This is a genomic window from Noviluteimonas lactosilytica, from assembly GCF_020866925.1.
GTDB lineage: Bacteria > Pseudomonadota > Gammaproteobacteria > Xanthomonadales > Xanthomonadaceae > Noviluteimonas > Noviluteimonas lactosilytica.
On sequence record NZ_JAJGAK010000001.1, the window covers coordinates 1,375,494 to 1,392,756 of the forward strand.

A 17,263-nucleotide genomic window follows, 5' to 3' on the forward strand; every position below is an offset into this window, starting at 1 on the left:
GGGGTTCGGGTCATCGTCATGGAGTGGGCAGCACGACGGGGCGTGCATGGGCTTCGCGGGTACGCGCGTGCAATGCGCGCAACGTTTCGAGTTCGTGCGTGGTCGGTGGCGCAACCTGCTTCACTTCGCTCGCGACGGCGAGCGGCCAGCCGACCGCGTCGCGTGCTTCGTCGAGGGTGGCGTCGGCGAACAACGCGACGAGCTGCAGTTCGTCGGTCGCCGGATGCGGCGCGAGGATGCCGAAGTCGGTGATCACGGCGCGCGGACCACCGCCGCGCGCGGTCGTCTTCGCACGCGCACCGGCGCCTTCGCCAAACCCGGCCGTCGTGCGGAAGTCGAGCCGCTCGACGAAGCTGCGCTTGCTCGCCTTCAACATCACGAAGGTCTCGCGCGCGTGCGCGGCGATTTCCGGTGCGCCACCGGCACCGGGAAGGCGCGTGGAGGGCGTGGCGTAGTCGCCGATCACGGTGCTGTTCAAGTTGCCGAAGCGATCGATCTGCGCCGCACCGAGGAAGCCGACGTCGACGCGTCCGCCCTGCAGGTAATGCGCGAAGACGTCCGGCAGCGGCACGACGAATGCCGCGGTCTCCGCGAGTTCGCCATCGCCGATCGACAACGGCAACACGTCGGGCCTCGTGCCGATCGTGCCGGATTCGTAGATCAGCACGATGTCGGGCGCGTGCGTGAGGCGCGCGAGGTTGCACGCGGCGCTCGGCAAACCGATGCCGACGAAACACACGCACCGGTCGCGCAGCATGCGCGCGGCGGCGACGGTCATCCATTCGTTGCGCGTGGCCGGCGTCATGCGGCCCGCTTCGCGAGGCTGGCGAGGAATGCGGCGTGATCGACGGTGTCCAGCACGTGCTCGCGCATCCACGCTTCGAACGTCGCGCGGTCGCGCGCGATGGCGTCCCACTCCCGGTAGAAGGCATTGTCGCGCGCGTAGAACCCGTGCGCGTACGACGGATACGCGCCGCCCGGGCAATGCGCCACCGCGGTGACGATCCAGTGCGGCAACACGATGCCGTTCATCGCTGGCGGCAGCGCGTCGACGATCTCTTCGACGGTCACGATCAGCTTCGATGCAGCCATCGCCGCTTCGCGCGCCGCGCCGACGATGCCGTGCAGCGCGACGTTGCCCGCGCGGTCGGCGCGCTGCGCGTGCAGGAAAGTGACATCGGGATTGAGCGCCGGCACCGCGGCGAGACGTTCGCCCGTGAACGGACATTCGACGCGACGCACGCGCGTGTTCGCCTGGCCGAGATCGTTGTCGAGGTAGCCGCGCAACGTGCCGAACGGCAATCGCGCCGCGCCTGCGCAGAACGCCGCGGCCATGCCGGCGTGGCTGTGTTCGTCGAGTTCCAGCGGACGCGGCCACCGGTGCTCGACCGCGTCGCGCAACCGATGCAGCGAACCGACGCCGGGATTGCCGCCCCACGAAAACGTCAACTTGCGCGCGCAGCCCATGCCGATCAGCTGGTCGTACACCAGGTCCGGCGTCATGCGGATCAGGTGCAGGTCGCGCTTGTGCTGGCGGATCAACTCGTGGCCCGCCGCGAACGGAATCAGGTGCGTGAAGCCTTCCAGCGCCACGCTCGCACCGTCGGCGACGTGCGTGGCGACCGCTTCGCGGAGCGAGAGGAACGCCATCGCGTGGCTTACTCCACCACCGTGCGCGATTGTTCGCGCAGGTATTGCTGCAGGTAGTAGAACGACGCGATCGCCTTGCCGGTGGAGCCCGAGCCCTTCCATCCACCGAAGGGCTGATAGCCGGGCCACGCGCCGGTGGTCGCGCCCTGCGGGCGATTCGCGTAGGTGACGCCGGCTTCGATGTGGTCCTGGAACCACGGCACTTCATCCGCGCCGCCGTAGAAGCCCGCGGTGAGGCCCATGTCGGTGTCGTTGGCCAAGCGCATCGCGTCGTCGCGATCGCGGTAGCGATGCAGCATCACGATCGGCAGGAACATCTCCTGCTTCCACAACGGATGCGCGATGTCGGCTTCCGCGAGCACGGGTTCGACGTAGTAGCCGCGGCCGGCGGCCGCTTCGCGCAACTGCTTGCCGCCGCGGATCAGCTTCGCGCCGCCAGCTTCCAGATCCATCACGTAGCGCGCGTAGTTGGCGTAGGCGCTCGCGTTGACGACAGGGCCGAGCCAATGTTCGCGCTTGCGTGCGTCGCCGATGTTGATCGCGTCGATCTGCTTCGCGAGTTTCTCGATCAGCGCGTCGGCCACGGATTCGTGCACATACAACCGCGACAGCGCGGAACACTTCTGCCCGCCCATGCCGAACGCCGACCGCGCGATGCCCGCGGCCGCGCGATCGAGGTCCGCGTGTTCGGTGACGATGCACGGATTCTTGCCGCCCATCTCCGCGATGCATGGACGCGGAAACGCGCCGCCCGCCATCTGCTGCATCAGGTTGCGACCGACTGGCACCGACCCCGTGAACGTGATGCCCGCCGTCAGCGGATGTTGCGCGAGCGCTTCGCCCGCTTCGCGACCCGCGCCGGAGAGATAGTTGAACGTGCCCGCGGGAAATCCCGCATCGCGCAGCACTTCGGCGAGCAGCCTGCCCGACCACGGCGTGTCGGTCGCCGACTTGAACACGACCGTGTTGCCGGTGACGAGCGCGGCCGCGACCGGCCCACCCGCGAGCGCGAACGGGAAGTTGAACGGCGCGATCACCACCCACGCGCCGTACGGCCGCATCACGCTGCGATTGCGCGACACCATGCCGTCGATCGGATCGTTGGGCAGCGGATGATCGAAGCCGCCGTGCTTTTCGAAATCGTCGGCGTAGTGGTGGAAGAAGTCGACCGTCTCCTGCGCTTCGCCGAGCGCCTCCATGCGGTTCTTGCCGACTTCCAGGGTGAGTGCAGCGGCGATGTCGTAGACGCGCTGCTGCATGAGGTCGCCAGCCTTGCGCAGCAGTGCGGCGCGTTGCGCGACGGGCAACGCGCGCCACGCGGGGTACGCGGCATGCGCGGCTTGCATCGCGGCGTCGACGTCCTTCGCATTCGCAAGCGGGAATTCGCCGAGCACGAGGTTCGTGTCGATGGGGCTGTGCTTCGACGACCAGTTCGCCGGTTCGCGGTCCGCGCCGTTCACGAGCAACGGATGGCGCTGGCCGAACGTCGCCTCGAGTCGCGCCAGCGCAGCTTCGAACTGCGTGTGCATTTCCGCGGGCGGGTTGAACATCGTCGCGTAGGTCAGGCGGAAACTCATGTCGGTACCTTTGCGGAATGCGGCACGGGGGATGGGGCGAAGTGGCGCGCGAGCAGCGTGTCGAGCAGCGCGATCGCATCGGCGAGTTCGCGTTCCTCGATCACCAGCGGCGGCGCGAGCAGCAAGAGGTTGCCGCGCGTGGCGAAGGACACGCCCGCGGCCATCGCATCGTCGACCAGCGCCTTCAGCGCGGGTGGCGTCTGCGGCCACGGTGCGAGCGGTGCGTGCGTGCTGCCGCTGTCGGCAGGCGCGTCCTGCACGAGTTCGAGCACGACGAACAGGCCGTGGCCGCCGCGCACATCGCCGATCACCGGATGTCGCGACTGAAGTCGCTGCGCGTCGGCGAACAGTTGCGCGCCGAGCCTGCGCGAGCGTTCGATCAGACCTTCCTCTGCATAGGCCTGGAGCGCAGCGACGCCCGCGGCACACGCCAGCGGATGGCCGCAATAGGTCAGGCCCGTGTAGAGCATCTCGTGTTCGATGCGCGCGGCGACATGCTGCGCGATCACGACGGCGCCGAGCGGAACCGCGGCGCCGGTCAGGCCCTTCGCGAGCGTCATCATGTCGGGACGCGCGTCGTCGCCATGGCGCTGCCAGGCGAACCATTCGCCGCAACGACCGAAGGCGCTCATCACTTCGTCGGCGACGAGGTACACGCCGCGCTCCGCGGTGACGCGACGCAGCGCGGGCCAATACGAATCGGGCGCGACGATGCCGTTGGTGCCGGCATTCGGTTCCATCAGCACCGCGGCGACGGCGTCGGCGCCGAGTGCATCGATGCGTTCGGCCACCGCATGCGCCCCGCGCTCGCCGCATTCGTCTGCATTCGCGCTGCCGAACGGACAGCGATATGCATACGGCGGCGGCACGTGCTGCACGTTGAACGCCGCCGCATCGACTTGCTGTTGCGTACGCGAATCCCCCGACAACGCCATCGCCAGGTGCGTCGCGCCGTGGTACGAACGATCCCTCGCGATCACCGCGCCGCGCGGCTTGCGCGAGGCCTGGCGCGCGATCTTCACCGCGTTCTCGTTGGCGTCCGCGCCGCCGAGCGTGAAGAACACGCGGCCGCCTTCGAAGCCGGAGCGCTCGAGCAACATCGACGCGAGTTCGGCGCGCGGTTGCGCACCCCAGGCGTTGCTGACGTAACAAAGGCGCTCGGCCTGCGCGCGGATCGCTTCGATCAGGCGCGGGTGCTGGTGGCCGAGATTGCTGCACTCGGCGAGGCTGCTCATGTCGAGGATCGAACCGCCATCGGCGAGCAGCAGGCGCGCGCCGCGGCCGCCGACGACGGTCGGCGCGCGCCAGTCGGCCTGGACCGACCAGCTGTGCAGCACGCTGTGGCGCTCTTCGATGGCCATCCGCCGATCACCTCGCCGCGTTTGTGCGCTGTGCGCACTTCTTGTGCGTATTGCGCACCACTCTATTGAGCCTTTACGCTCGCCGTCAATCCACCGCGACGGGGTCACGGCACCAGCATGGCGAAGGCAGTACGCAACGATCCCACCTTCGAGGACAGTCGCGACTTCGTGCAATCGCTTGCACGCGGACTGTCGGTGCTGCGGGCCTTCGACGCCGAGCACACGCGCCTGGGCCTGGCCGACATCGCCTCGCGCACGAAGATGTCCCGCGCCGCCGCGCGCCGACTGGTGATGACGCTGGAACACCTCGGTTACGTGCGCAATGCGGGCCGCGAATACGTGCTGAGCCCGAGCGTGCTCGAACTCGGGTTCGGCTACCTCGGTTCGCTCAACCTCACCGATCTCGCGCAACCGCTGCTCGAAGACCTCGCCCGCGCGGTCAACCAGAGCAGTTCGATGGCGGTGCTCGAAGGCCAGTCGATCGTGTACGTGCTGCGCGTGCCGGGCCGCCGGATCATGAGCGTGACGCTCGGCGTCGGCGCGCGTTTGCCGGCGTTCTCCGCGTCGATGGGCCGCGTGTTGCTGTCGGGCCTCGACGAACCCGCGCTCGACCAGTGGCTGACCGAATGCCGCCCGACGAAGCACACGTCCTACACCGTCACCGACACGCAGCGCCTGCGCCGCATCGTCGACGAGGTGCGCCATCAAGGCTACGCGTACGTCGAACAGGAACTCGAACTCGGCCTGTGCTCGCTTGCGGTCCCGGTGCACAACGCCGACGGCCGCATCGCGACCGCGATCAACGTGAGCATGCCGTATCACCCGGATGCTTCTCGCGAGGCGATCCGCACGATCCTGCCGCAGCTCAAGCTCACCGCGTCGGCGATCGAAACCTGCATGCCGTCGCATCGCTTGCCGGCGGTCAGCGCATGAGCGCGAACGCATGAGCCCGGCGCGCACCGTCTTCGTCTGCGACGGCGTGCGCACGCCCTTCGGCCGCCATCGCGGCGGCCTGTCCATGGTACGCACGGACGATCTCGCCGCGCTGCCGATCCGACACCTCCTCGATCGCCACCCCGGCATCGACGCCTCGATCGACGACGTCATCCTCGGTTGCGCGAACCAGGCCGGCGAGGACAACCGCAACGTCGCCCGCATGGCCGCGTTGCTCGCGGGCCTGCCGGTCTGCGTGCCCGGCGTCACCGTGAATCGCCTGTGCGCGTCGGGCCTCGAAGCCGTCGGCCAGGCCGCGCGCGCGATCGCGGTCGGCGAAGCGGACCTCGTCGTCGCGGGTGGCGTGGAAGGCATGTCGCGCGCGCCGTACGTGCTGGGCAAGGCCGACGCGCCCTTCGCACGCGAACAGAAACTCGAAGACACGACGCTGGGTTGGCGCTTCGTCAATCCGGCGATGGTCGCGCGGCACGGCATCGATTCGATGACGCAGACCGCGGAGAACCTCGCGCGCGAACACGACATCGCGCGCGAAGACCAGGATGCGTTCGCGCTGCGCTCGCAGCAACGCGCGGCGCGCGCGATCGCCCGCGGGCGTTTCGCGTCGGAGCTGATGGCGGTGGGCAAGTGCGCCGCCGACGAACAGCCGCGCGCGGACACCTCGCACGAAAAGCTCGCGACGCTGGCGCCCTTGCTGGGCGCCGACGGGACGATCACCGCCGGCAATGCGTCCGGCCTGAACGATGGCGCGTGCGCGCTGCTGCTCGCATCGGGGGAGGCGGTGGCCCGCCATGACCTGGTGCCCCGCGCACGCATCCTCGGGATGGCCGCCGCCGGCGTTCCACCGCGGACCATGGGCCTGGGGCCCGTGCCCGCGATCGAACGCCTGCTGCAACGCATCGGCCTGGGGCTCGACGCTTTCGACGTCATCGAACTCAACGAGGCCTTCGCCGCGCAGGTGCTCGCCTGCACGCGCGCGCTCGGCCTTGCCGACGACAGCGAACGGATCAACCCCAACGGCGGCGCGATCGCCCTCGGCCACCCGCTCGGCGCCAGCGGCGCGCGCCTCGCGCTGACCGCTACCCACCAACTGCAGGAAACGGGGGGCGGTCGCGCGCTCCTCGCGATGTGCGTGGGTGTCGGCCAGGGCGTGGCCCTCGCCATGGAGCGCGTTTCGTGAGGTTCGTGAGGTCCCGGCCCTTCGGCTCTTGCGCGCAGCGCGCACACCTGCGACACGTGGGCCACCTGTTCGGGGGACGCGCGCCATGAACACGGTGGCCTCGCATGCGAAGTCGACCTGGCTCGCCCTCGGCGATCGACTCGCCGCCGCCGGCGACGCCGCGGGCGCCGACGCGGCCTACGTGCGCCACGTCCGCGACGCGGCGAAGGACCCGGCGCTGATGCAGGCCGCCGCCGCGCTCGCCGCGAACCGCATTCCCGACGCCGAAGCCCAGTTGCGCGCACACCTGATGCGCGCACCCACCGATGTCGCCGCGATCCGCATGCTCGGCGAACTTGCCGCGCGCATCGGGCGACAGGAAGACGCCGAGCGCCTGCTCGCGCGCTGCGTCGAACTCGCGCCGAGCTTCCACGCGGCGCGCCAGCACTACGCGCTCGTCCTGCATCGCGGCAACAAGCCGACCGAGGCGCTCGCGCAGATCGACAAGCTGCTGCGCCACGACCCGCGCAATCCGAACATCCGCAATTTGCAGGCCGCGGTGCTCTGCCGCATCGGCGAGTACGGCAAGGCGATCGACATCTACGCCGTCATCCTGCACGAACATCCGGACCAACCGAAGGTCTGGATGAACCAGGGCCACGCGCTGAAGACCGAAGGCCGCAAGGACGAATCGATCGCCGCGTATCGCCGCTGCATCGCGCTCGATCCGTCGTTCGGCGAAGCGTGGTGGAGCCTGGCGAACCTCAAGACGTTCCGCTTCAGCGAAGACGACATCGCGGTGATGCAGCGCCAGCTCGAGAACCCGTCGCTGGCGGTGGAGCATCGTTACCATCTGGACTTCTCGCTGGGCAAGGCGCTCGAAGACGCTGCCGACTACGACCGATCGTTCTCCCACTACGCGCAGGGCAATGCGCTGCGTCGAGAGTCGCTCTACTACACGCCCGCCGAGAACACCGCGCGCACGAAGCGCATCAAGCGCACCTACACGCGCGCCTTCTTCGACGAACGCGCAGGGTCTGGCTGCGAGGCCGACGATCCCATCTTCATCGTCGGCATGCCGCGCGCGGGCTCGACGCTGCTGGAGCAGATCCTGTCGAGCCATTCGATGGTCGAAGGCACGATGGAGTTGCCCGAGATCATCTCGATGACGCGCGAGTTGCGCCGTCTCGTCGACGAATCGCAGTCGCAGCCCTACCACGACGCGCTCGCCGCGCTCGATCGCGACGCGTTGCGCGGGCTCGGCGAGCAATACATGGAACGCACGCGCATCCACCGCAAGTCGGGTGCGCCGCGTTTCATCGACAAGATGCCGAACAACTTCGCGCACATCGGCCTGATCCAGCTGGCGCTGCCGAACGCGAAGATCATCGATGCACGGCGGCATCCGCTGGCCTGCTGCTTCTCCAACTTCAAGCAGCACTTCGCGCGCGGGCAGAACTTCAGCTACGGGCTCGACGACATGGGCCGCTACTACCGCGACTACGTCGAGTTGATGGCGCATTACGACGACGTCCTGCCCGGCCGCGTGCATCGCGTGATCTACGAACGCATGGTCGAGGACACGGAAAGCGAAGTGCGCCGCCTGCTCGATTACTGCGGCCTGCCGTTCGAAGCGCAATGCCTGCGCTTCTACGAGAACGACCGGCCGGTGCGCACCGCGAGTTCGGAACAGGTGCGCCGCCCGATCTACAAGGAGGGCGTCGACCAATGGCGCCACTACGAACCTTGGCTCGACCCGCTGAAGGCGGCGTTGGGTCCCGTGTTGGAGGCATATCCAGAAGCACCGCAGTTCTAGGCAACCGCAGTTTTGATCGATCGCTTGTTCACTTGGCCCCGGGGAGGAAGTCCAGATGACTCGTTCAAGACACACCACGCCACACCGTCGTAAACCACCAGCCCGGCTGCCTTTGGCGGCGGCGATCTGGCTCGCATTCGGTACCGCGTTCGCGCAGGACGCCGCGCAGGCGCAAGCGCAACCGACACCGACAGCGCAGGAACAGGCACCGGTGCTGGAGACCGTCACGGTCACGGCGCAGAAGCGCGCGGAAGACGTGCAGAAGGTGCCGATCAGCATCCAGGTGCTCGGCCAGGAAAAGCTCGACGAGCTGAACCTGCAGGACTTCAACGACTACGCGGCCTACGTACCGTCGCTGTCGTTCGATACCGGCGAAGGCGGCGCCTCGGTGCCCTACTTCCGCGGCGTGGCCAGCGGCGAAAACAGCAACCACTCGGGCCCGCAGCCGAGCGTTGGCGTGTACTTCGACGAACAACCGGTCACCACCATCGGCGGCGTGCTCGACGTGCACCTGTACGACATCGACCGCGTCGAAGCGCTCGCCGGTCCGCAGGGCACGCTGTACGGCGCGAGCTCGCAGTCCGGCACGCTGCGCATCATCACGCGCCAGCCGGATCCGGACGGCTTCTCCGCGGGTTACGCATTCGGCGCCAGTGCGATGAACGGTGGCGATTCGGGCTTCGTCGCCGAAGGTTTCGTCAATCTGCCTCTCAGCAACGGCGCCGCGGTGCGCGTCGTCGCGTGGGACAAGAAGGACGCGGGCTACGTCGACAACATCCCGGCCACGCGCACGTTCCCCACGTGGGACGACGACTCCGGCGGCAACGGCACGATCACCAACGTCGGCACCGTCGCGGAAGAAAACTACAACGACATCTTCACCCGCGGTGCGCGCGCCGCGTTGCGCCTGGAAGCGGGCGACAACTGGTCGATCACGCCGGCGATCATGGCGCAGAAGCAGGATTCGTACGGCAACTTCGCCAGCGACGACACGATCGGCGAGTACAAGGTCGCCAAGTTCTACCCGGAGAGCGCGCACGACGCGTGGATGCAGGCGTCGCTGACGATCGAAGGCAAGATCGGCAACTTCGACGTGACCTACGCGTTCGCCCACCTCAATCGCGACCTCGAAACGCAGTTCGACTACAGCGACTACTCGTACTGGTACGACACGCTCGCCAGCTCGGGCGCGTACTTCTACGACAACGCCGGCAACATCGTGAACCCGTCGCAGATCATCCTCGGCGACGACGAGTACGAGAAGAACAGCCACGAACTGCGCATCGCCTCGCCGGGCGACCAGCCCGTCCGCTTCGTCGCCGGCCTGTTCTGGCAGGAGCAGAAGCACGACATCTTCCAGAACTACCAGGTCATCGGCGACATCGCCGATTCGATCACCGTGCCCGGCTATCCGGATTCGATCTGGATCACCAACCAGGCGCGCGTGGATCGCGACGAAGCGGTGTTCGGCGAAGTGACGTGGGACATGACCGACCACTGGAGCGGCACCATCGGCGCGCGCCACTTCCGCTACGACAACAGCCTGAAGGGCTTCTTCGGTTACAGCGACGGCTACAGCAGCAACTACGGCGTCGCGCTGTGCTTCTCCGACGAGAACTTCCGCGGCTCGCCGTGCGTCAACCTCGACGACCGCGTCGAGAAGAGCGACACGATCTATCGCGCCAACCTGACCTACAAGATCGACGAGAACAAGTTGGTGTACGGCACCTGGTCGGAAGGCTTCCGTCCCGGCGGCCTCAACCGCAACGGCACCGTCGGTCCGTACCTGCCCGACTACCTGACCAACTGGGAACTCGGCTGGAAGACGACGTGGATGAACAACCGCCTCGCGTTCAACGGCGCGATCTTCCAGGAGGACTGGGACGACATCCAGTATTCGTTCCTCCCGCCGAGCGGCTCGGGCCTCACGGTGATCCGCAACGCAGGCAACGCGCGCATCCGCGGCCTGGAAATGGACGTGAACTGGGCGGCGACCTACAACTTCCGCGTCAGCGGCGGCCTCGCGTTCTACGACGCCGAATTGACGAAGGAGTACTGCGGCTTCAACGACCTCGCCGGCAATCCGGTGACGTCGTGTCCGCCCGGCACGATCAACCCGAACGATCCGCTGGATCCGGACGACGACGAAGCCGTCGACGGTCCGCAGGCGCCGGTCGGGACGCGCCTGCCGGTGACGCCGCGTTTCAAGGGCAACCTGACCGGTCGCTACGCGTTCGACGTCGGCACGTTCGAGTCCTACGTGCAGGGCGCGGTGGTGCATGTCGGCAATCGCCCGGCAGCGCTCACGATCGAAGACCTTGCCGCGTTCGGGGATCTCGAGTCGTACACGAAGGTGGACCTGTCGGCCGGTTTCCGCCGCAATAACTGGGCGCTGGACTTCTTCATCACCAACGCGTTCGACGAAGCCGGTGAGCTGACGCGCTTCGCGCAATGCGCCACCGACACCTGCGGCACGCAGTCCTACACGGTGCACACGCCGCCGCGCAGTTTCGGCGTGCGCTTCTCGCAGGAGTTCTGAGCCGACAACGTCCGGCGGCGGCCCGCGTGGCCGCCGCCGGTTTTTTTTCGCCAATCGACTGGACACGCACATGCGCAACCCCCTGACAGGCGCGCTGCTCGCACTCATGCTCTCCGCGCCCTGCTTCGCCGCGGACCTCACGCCCGATCAATCGCAGGCGCGCGAGCTCTACGCGAAGCTGATTTCGTACAAGACATCCGAAGGCCTGGGCCAGGTGCCGGTGATGGCGGGCTTCCTCGCCGACGAATTCCGCAAGGCCGGCTTCGCCGACGCCGACATCCACCTGTTGCCGGTCGGCGAGACCGCGTCGCTGGTGGTGCGCTACCGCGGGGACGGCAGCGGCGGAAAACCCATCCTGCTGATGGCGCACATGGACGTCGTCGCCGCCGATCCCAACGACTGGAAGCGCGATCCGTTCACGCTGATCGAAGAGAACGGCTACTTCTTCGGCCGCGGCACGAGCGACGTGAAGGACGGCATCGCCACGCTCACCGCGACGTTCCTGCGCCTGAAGCGCGAAGGCTTCGTGCCCACGCGCGACCTCGTGATCGTCTTCACCGGCGATGAGGAAACCGAGATGGCGACGACGCGCGACCTCGCGACCACCCACCGCGACCTCATCGACGCCGACTACGCGCTCAACTACGACGGCGGCGGCGGCACGCTCGAAGAGGACGGCACCGCGCGCACCTTCAGCATCCAGACCGCGGAGAAGGCGTACGCCGACTTCGAGCTCTCGACGCACGACGCGGGTGGCCACAGCTCGCGACCGACGCCGACGAATGCGATCTACCAGCTCGCAGACGCGCTGAAGAAGGTGCAGGCGTACCGCTTCCCGACGATGTGGAACGACACGACGCTCGCGGAGTTCGCGGCCGAGGGCAAGGTCGCGCCCGGCGCGCTCGGCGCTTCGATGCGCGCGTTCGCGGAGGACCCGCAGAACCAGGCCGCCGTCGAAACGCTCGCCGCCGATCCGGGCAACGTCGGCCGCACGCGCACGACGTGCGTGGCGACGATGCTGCGCGGCGGCCACGGCCGCAACGCGCTGCCGCAGTCGGCGACGGCGAACGTCAACTGCCGCATCTTCCCGGGCACGTCGATCGAAGACGTGCGCAAGACGCTGCAGGAAGTCGTGGGCGGGAACGTCGAAGTGACGACGATCGGCTCGCCGGTCTCGAGCGAGGCGTCGCCGTTGCGTCCCGACGTGGTGGACGCGGTGACACGCGCCGTGCACACGCTGTATCCGGACATCGAGATCGTGCCCAACCAATCCTCCGGCGCGACCGATGGCATGTACTTCCGCAACGCGGGCATCCCGACGTACGGCGTCGGCGGGATGTTCATGAAGGACAGCGATGCCTTCGCGCACGGGCTGGATGAACGCGTGCCGGTGAAGGGGTTCTACGACGGGCTCGATTACTGGTACGTGCTGTTGAAGGATGTCGCGGGCAAGCGCTGAGCGACCGATCTCCCGAAAGAAAAACGGCGGCCCGAAGGCCGCCGTTTTTTGTTGTCGTCATTCCCGCGAAAGCGGGAACCAGGCGCGTGTTACTTCACGCCGTGCATCAGCTTCTGGATCAGCGGTGCGATCAGGAACAGCAGCACGCCGCCCACCATCAGGTAGATGAAGCCCGACGTGTAGCCCGCGTGCGCGGATGCGACCGTCATGCCTTCGGCGCCGCTGACGTGGCTTGCGAAGATGCCCGACAGGTTGTTGCCGATGCCCGTGGACAGGAACCAGCCGCCCATCGCGAAGCCGACCAGCTTCACCGGCGCGAGCTTCGTGGTCATCGACAGGCCGATCGGGGACAGGCACAGCTCGCCCACCGACTGGATGACGTAAACCATGAAGAGCGTCCAGAACGGAATCTTGCCGGCGTCGTTCACCATGCCCGACAGCGCCGCCATCAACAGCAGGAACGCCAGGCCGTTGAAGATGATGCCGAGGCCGAACTTGCGCGGGATCGACGGGTTGTGGCGGCCCATCTTGATCCACGTCCACGCCACGATCGGCGCGAGCGTGATGATCGCCAGCGAGTTCACCGACTGGAACCAGCCCACCGGGAAGATCCAGCCGAACATTTCGCGGTCGACGATCTTGTCGGCGAGGAAGTTGAACGAACTGCCCGCCTGTTCGAAGAAGCACCAGAACAGGACGTTGAAGGTGAAGATGATCAGCATCGCGATCGCGCGGTTGCGCGCCACGGGACCCTCGCGGAAGCCTTCGACGAGGATCATCGCGCACAGCGCGAGGAACATCGCGGTCAGGATCCACTGCAGGTTGCCTGCATCGATCGCGAGCAGGAAGTAGAACACCGGGATCGCGACGATCGCCGCGAGGAGCACGTACAGGACCTTGTGCTTGCCGCCGTCGCCTTCCGGCGGACGACCGATGCCCGCGAGCTGGCGGCGGCCGAACCAGAACCACACCAGGCTGATCAGCATGCCCACGCCGGCGGTCATGAAGACCACCTTGTAGGTCGGCAGCTCCGGCGTGCCGCCGAACATGTTCTCGGCGATCCAGCCGGTCAGCAGCGGCGCGAACATCGCACCGAGGTTGATGCCCATGTAGAACAGGGTGAAGCCCGAGTCTCGGCGTTCGTCGCCGGTCGCATAGAGTTTGCCGACCATCGCGGAGATGTTCGGCTTGAACAGGCCGTTGCCCGCGATCACGGTGGCGAGTCCGACCTTGAAGATCGTCTCGTCGGGCCACGCGATCATGAACAAGCCCGCGGACATCACGACGGCGCCGAGCAGGATCGAACGCTGGTAACCGAGGATGCGATCGGCGACGTAACCGCCGAAGATCGCCGCGGCGTACACGAGGGCGAGGTACGCGCCGTAGATGCGGTTGGCCGGGGCTTCGCCCGTGCCGGACCCGTCGTAGAACTGCTGCACGATGTAGAGCACGAGGGCCCAGCGGATTCCGTAGAACGCGAAGCGCTCCCAGAACTCCGTCATGAACAGCATCCACAAGGGACGCGGATGCCCCATGACTTGCTTGAATTCCGGAATGGGCGCGCTCGCGCCCGGTGTCGTCGCCGCTGTACTCATGCGGTGGCCCCTGTTTCTCTAGACGTAGGTGCGCCCGCCGGGATGGCGGGCAATCCGGTCGATAGTCACCGGCTCAGCTTGGCCCGTCAAACCGGAAAAGTGTGATGCTGCGTTGCACCATCGGCGCAACGCGTATTCAGGCGGCGGGCGCAGGGTGGCCCGGAAGGCCGATCACGGTGCGGACTTCGAACAATTCCGGGAAGAAGGTGAGCTCCAGCGCCTGCTTGAGGAAGCCGACGCCGCTCGACCCACCGGTGCCTTTCTTGAAGCCGATGATCCGCATCACCGTGCGCATGTGGCGGAATCGCCAAAGTTGGAACTGCGTTTCCAGGTCGACCAGGTCTTCGCACAGGTGGTACGCGTCCCAGTGCTGGCGCGTGTTTTCGTAGATCGACTCGAACACCGGCACGAGGTCCTGCGAGAACGCATGCGGCTGCGACCAGTCGCGTTCGACGTGGCGCGCCGGCACCGGATGGCCGTGGCGCGCGAGGTAACGCAACGCTTCGTCGTACAGGCTCGGCGCTTCGAGCGCGGCCTGCAGCTTCGCCTGCCCTTCCGGGTCGTAGGCGAACACGCGCAGCATCTGCTCGTTCTTGTTGCCCAGCAGGAATTCGATCGTGCGGTACTGCAGGGACTGGAAGCCCGACGACGGCCCGAGGATCTCGCGGAACTCCATGTATTCCGACGGCGTGAGCGTCTCCAGCACCGACCACATTTCGGTCAGCTGGCGCAGCACCTGCTTGCAGCGCGCGAAGATCTTCTGGCACGGCTCGAGGCGGTCTTCGCGCAGGTGCGCGGTCGCCGCGGACAACTCGTGCACCAGCAACTTCATCCACAACTCCGACACCTGGTGCTGCACGATGAAGAGCAGTTCGTCGTGGTGCGGCGGGTTCGACAGGGGTTGCTGGGCCGAGAGCAGGCGCCCGAGTTGGAGGTAGCCCCCGTAGGTCAGCCGGCCTTCGAGATCGACGTGGATGCCGGCCTCTAGCTGGCGCTGGTTCTCCGGGCCGCCCTTCACCAGTCCGTCGTCTTCAATGCTCATGCGACAAGGGTATCATCCACGGTTCCTGTCGCCCGAGTCGAAGTTCGCAATGACCCTCGCCGCACAGTTCCAGATCGAGTACCTGCAGTACCTCGGGCCCGACGGCAAACCCGTCGCCGAACTGCCGCAGGCCTTCCGCGACGCCTCGGCCCTCGTGCCGTTGTTCAAGCAGATGTTGTACGTGCGCACCTTCGATGCGAAGGCGATCGCGCTGCAACGCACCGGCAAGCTCGGCACGTACGCCAGTTGCCTCGGCCATGAAGCCACGCACGTCGGCATCGGCGCATCGATGCAGGCCGACGATGTGTTCGCACCCAGCTACCGCGAATACGGCGCGCAGTTCATGCGCGGCGTCAAACCGCGCGAAGTCCTGATGTACTGGGGCGGCGACGAACGCGGCAACGATTTCTCCGGCCCGAAGCACGACTATCCGTGGTGCGTGCCGATCGCGACGCAATGCCTGCACGCCGCGGGCGCCGCGCTCGCGTTCAAGCTGCGCGGCGAGAAGCGCGTGGCGGTCACGTGCTGCGGCGACGGCGGTTCTTCGAAGACCGACACGTACGCGGCGATCAACTCCGCCGGTGCGTACGCGCTGCCGTTCATCCAGTGCATCATCAACAACGGTTGGGCGATCTCGGTGCCGCGCACCGCGCAGACCGGTGCGCAGACGCTCGCGCAGAAGGGCCTCGCCGGCGGATTGAACTGCCTGCAGGTCGACGGCAACGACCTGATCGCCGTGCTCGAAGGCATGCGTCGCGCCGTGGTCCGCGCGCGCAACGGCGAAGGCGGCAGCGTCATCGAATTCATGACGTATCGCCTGCACGACCACACCACCGCGGACGACGCGCGTCGCTATCGCGGCGAAGACGAAGTCAAGGCCGCGTGGACGCGCGAACCGATCATGCGCCTGCGCAACTACCTCACGCACGCCGGCGCCTGGAACGAATCCATGGAAACCGCGTGGACCGAGGAATGCGCCAAGCAGGTCGACGTGGAAATCAACGCCTACCTGGAACTGAAGGTGCAGCCGGTGACCGCGATGTTCGATTACCTGTATGCCGATCCGCCGCCCGACCTGCTCGCGCAGCGTGCGGCTGCGCTCGCCGCGGAGGGCAAGACCCATGGCTGAGCCGGCAGCAATCACGCTGATCGAAGCGATCACGCAGGCGCTCGCGTACGAGATGCGCGCCGACGAATCCGTCGTCGTGCTCGGCGAAGACGTCGGCGTCAACGGCGGCGTGTTCCGCGCGACCGCCGGCCTGCAGGCGACGTTCGGTTCGGAGCGCGTGCTCGACACGCCGCTCGACGAAACGACGATCGCCGGCCTCACCGTCGGCCTCGCCTCGCAGGGCATGAAGCCCGTCGCCGAAGCGCAGTTCGACGGCTTCGTGTATCCGATGGTCGATCACATCATCTGCCACGCCGCGCGTTTCCGTTACCGCACGCGCGGTCGCCTGACGTGCCCGATGGTCCTGCGCGTGCCGTGGGGCGGCGGCATCCGCGCGCCGGAACATCATTCGGAAGCGAACGAGGCGATCTTCACCAACGTGCCGGGCCTGCGCGTCGTGCTGCCGTCTTCGCCCGCGCGCGCCTACGGCCTGTTGCTGGCCGCGATCCGCGATCCGGATCCGGTCATCTTCATGGAACCCAAGCGCATCTATCGCCAGTACAAGGAAGTCGTGCCGGACGACGGCGAAGCGTTGCCGCTCGACGTCTGCTACGTGCTGCGCGACGGCACCGACGTGACCCTCGTGACCTGGGGCGCGCAGGTGAAGGAATGCCTGGAAGCCGCCGAAGCACTCGGCAAGGACGGCATCAGCGCGGAAGTCATCGACGTCGCCACGCTACGTCCGCTCGACTTCGCGACCATCGCCGAATCGGTGAGCAAGACCGGCCGCTGCGTCATCGTGCATGAAGCCCCGAAGACCGCGGGCTTCGGCGCGGAGATCGCCGCGCGCCTGGCCGAAGAATCGATGTACGACCTCGTCGCGCCGGTCGAACGCGTCACCGGTTACGACACCCACATCCCGCTCTTCCGCCTCGAGATGAAGTATCTGCCGAGCGTGGACAAGATCGTCGCCGCCGCCAAGCGCGCGGTCGCGCACGCCTGAGGA

Annotated in this window: 13 protein-coding genes; 7 read left to right on the plus strand and 6 right to left on the minus strand. The window is 67.2% G+C overall.

Annotation, left to right across the window (positions count from 1 at the left end):
• Nucleotides 1-16: 16 nt before the first annotated feature.
• From LK996_RS06645 to LK996_RS06660, 4 genes are read right to left on the minus strand one after another with little or no spacing between them, the layout of a single operon-like run.
• Nucleotides 17-805, minus strand: coding sequence for a CoA-transferase subunit beta (locus tag LK996_RS06645; protein WP_230526336.1), 789 nt, complete (start codon nt 803-805; stop codon nt 17-19).
• On the minus strand, nt 802-1,650 hold the full coding sequence (locus LK996_RS06650; RefSeq protein WP_230526337.1) for a CoA transferase subunit A: 849 nt from the start codon (nt 1,648-1,650) through the stop codon (nt 802-804). The genes LK996_RS06645 and LK996_RS06650 overlap by 4 nt, the downstream gene beginning before the upstream one ends.
• Nucleotides 1,651-1,658: 8 nt before the next feature.
• Nucleotides 1,659-3,227 (minus strand): aldehyde dehydrogenase family protein, encoded by a 1,569-nt coding sequence (locus LK996_RS06655; RefSeq protein WP_230526338.1) that lies wholly within the window; start codon nt 3,225-3,227, stop codon nt 1,659-1,661.
• The gene (locus LK996_RS06660; protein ID WP_230526339.1) at nt 3,224-4,588 is read right to left on the minus strand and encodes an aminotransferase family protein; all 1,365 of its coding nucleotides are present in this window, start codon (nt 4,586-4,588) and stop codon (nt 3,224-3,226) included. The genes LK996_RS06655 and LK996_RS06660 overlap by 4 nt, the downstream gene beginning before the upstream one ends.
• 117 nt (nt 4,589-4,705) lie before the next feature.
• Between LK996_RS06660 and LK996_RS06665 the strand changes: the two genes are divergently transcribed.
• From LK996_RS06665 to LK996_RS06685, 5 genes are all read left to right on the plus strand, one after another.
• A complete protein-coding gene (locus LK996_RS06665; protein ID WP_230526340.1) occupies nt 4,706-5,521 on the plus strand; it encodes an IclR family transcriptional regulator domain-containing protein in 816 nt (271 codons plus the stop codon).
• A 10-nt stretch (nt 5,522-5,531) separates the two neighbouring features.
• Nucleotides 5,532-6,719: a 3-oxoadipyl-CoA thiolase gene (pcaF, locus tag LK996_RS06670; protein WP_230526341.1), complete on the plus strand. Its 1,188-nt coding sequence runs from the start codon at nt 5,532-5,534 to the stop codon at nt 6,717-6,719.
• An 85-nt stretch (nt 6,720-6,804) separates the two neighbouring features.
• Nucleotides 6,805-8,514: a tetratricopeptide repeat-containing sulfotransferase family protein gene (locus LK996_RS06675; RefSeq protein WP_230526342.1), complete on the plus strand. Its 1,710-nt coding sequence runs from the start codon at nt 6,805-6,807 to the stop codon at nt 8,512-8,514.
• Nucleotides 8,515-8,626: 112 nt separating this feature from the next.
• Nucleotides 8,627-11,053 (plus strand): TonB-dependent receptor, encoded by a 2,427-nt coding sequence (locus tag LK996_RS06680; RefSeq protein ID WP_343225853.1) that lies wholly within the window; start codon nt 8,627-8,629, stop codon nt 11,051-11,053.
• Between the two features lie 70 nt (nt 11,054-11,123).
• Nucleotides 11,124-12,512 (plus strand): M20/M25/M40 family metallo-hydrolase, encoded by a 1,389-nt coding sequence (locus LK996_RS06685; protein WP_230526344.1) that lies wholly within the window; start codon nt 11,124-11,126, stop codon nt 12,510-12,512.
• A gap of 89 nt (nt 12,513-12,601) precedes the next feature.
• Here LK996_RS06685 and LK996_RS06690 read toward each other — a convergent pair whose 3' ends face one another.
• Both LK996_RS06690 and LK996_RS06695 read right to left on the minus strand, forming a co-directional pair.
• Entirely contained in the window at nt 12,602-14,107 is a 1,506-nt protein-coding gene (locus LK996_RS06690; protein WP_230526345.1) for a peptide MFS transporter, read from the minus strand.
• A 136-nt stretch (nt 14,108-14,243) separates the two neighbouring features.
• Nucleotides 14,244-15,149, minus strand: a complete 906-nt coding sequence (locus tag LK996_RS06695; RefSeq protein WP_230526346.1) for a tryptophan 2,3-dioxygenase — start codon at nt 15,147-15,149, stop codon at nt 14,244-14,246.
• 49 nt (nt 15,150-15,198) lie between these two features.
• Between LK996_RS06695 and pdhA the strand changes: the two genes are divergently transcribed.
• Nucleotides 15,199-16,278, plus strand: a complete 1,080-nt coding sequence (pdhA, locus tag LK996_RS06700; protein ID WP_230526347.1) for a pyruvate dehydrogenase (acetyl-transferring) E1 component subunit alpha — start codon at nt 15,199-15,201, stop codon at nt 16,276-16,278.
• The gene (locus tag LK996_RS06705) at nt 16,271-17,260 is read left to right on the plus strand and encodes an alpha-ketoacid dehydrogenase subunit beta (protein ID WP_230526348.1); all 990 of its coding nucleotides are present in this window, start codon (nt 16,271-16,273) and stop codon (nt 17,258-17,260) included. The genes pdhA and LK996_RS06705 overlap by 8 nt, the downstream gene beginning before the upstream one ends.
• The last annotated feature ends 3 nt before the right edge of the window (nt 17,261-17,263 follow it).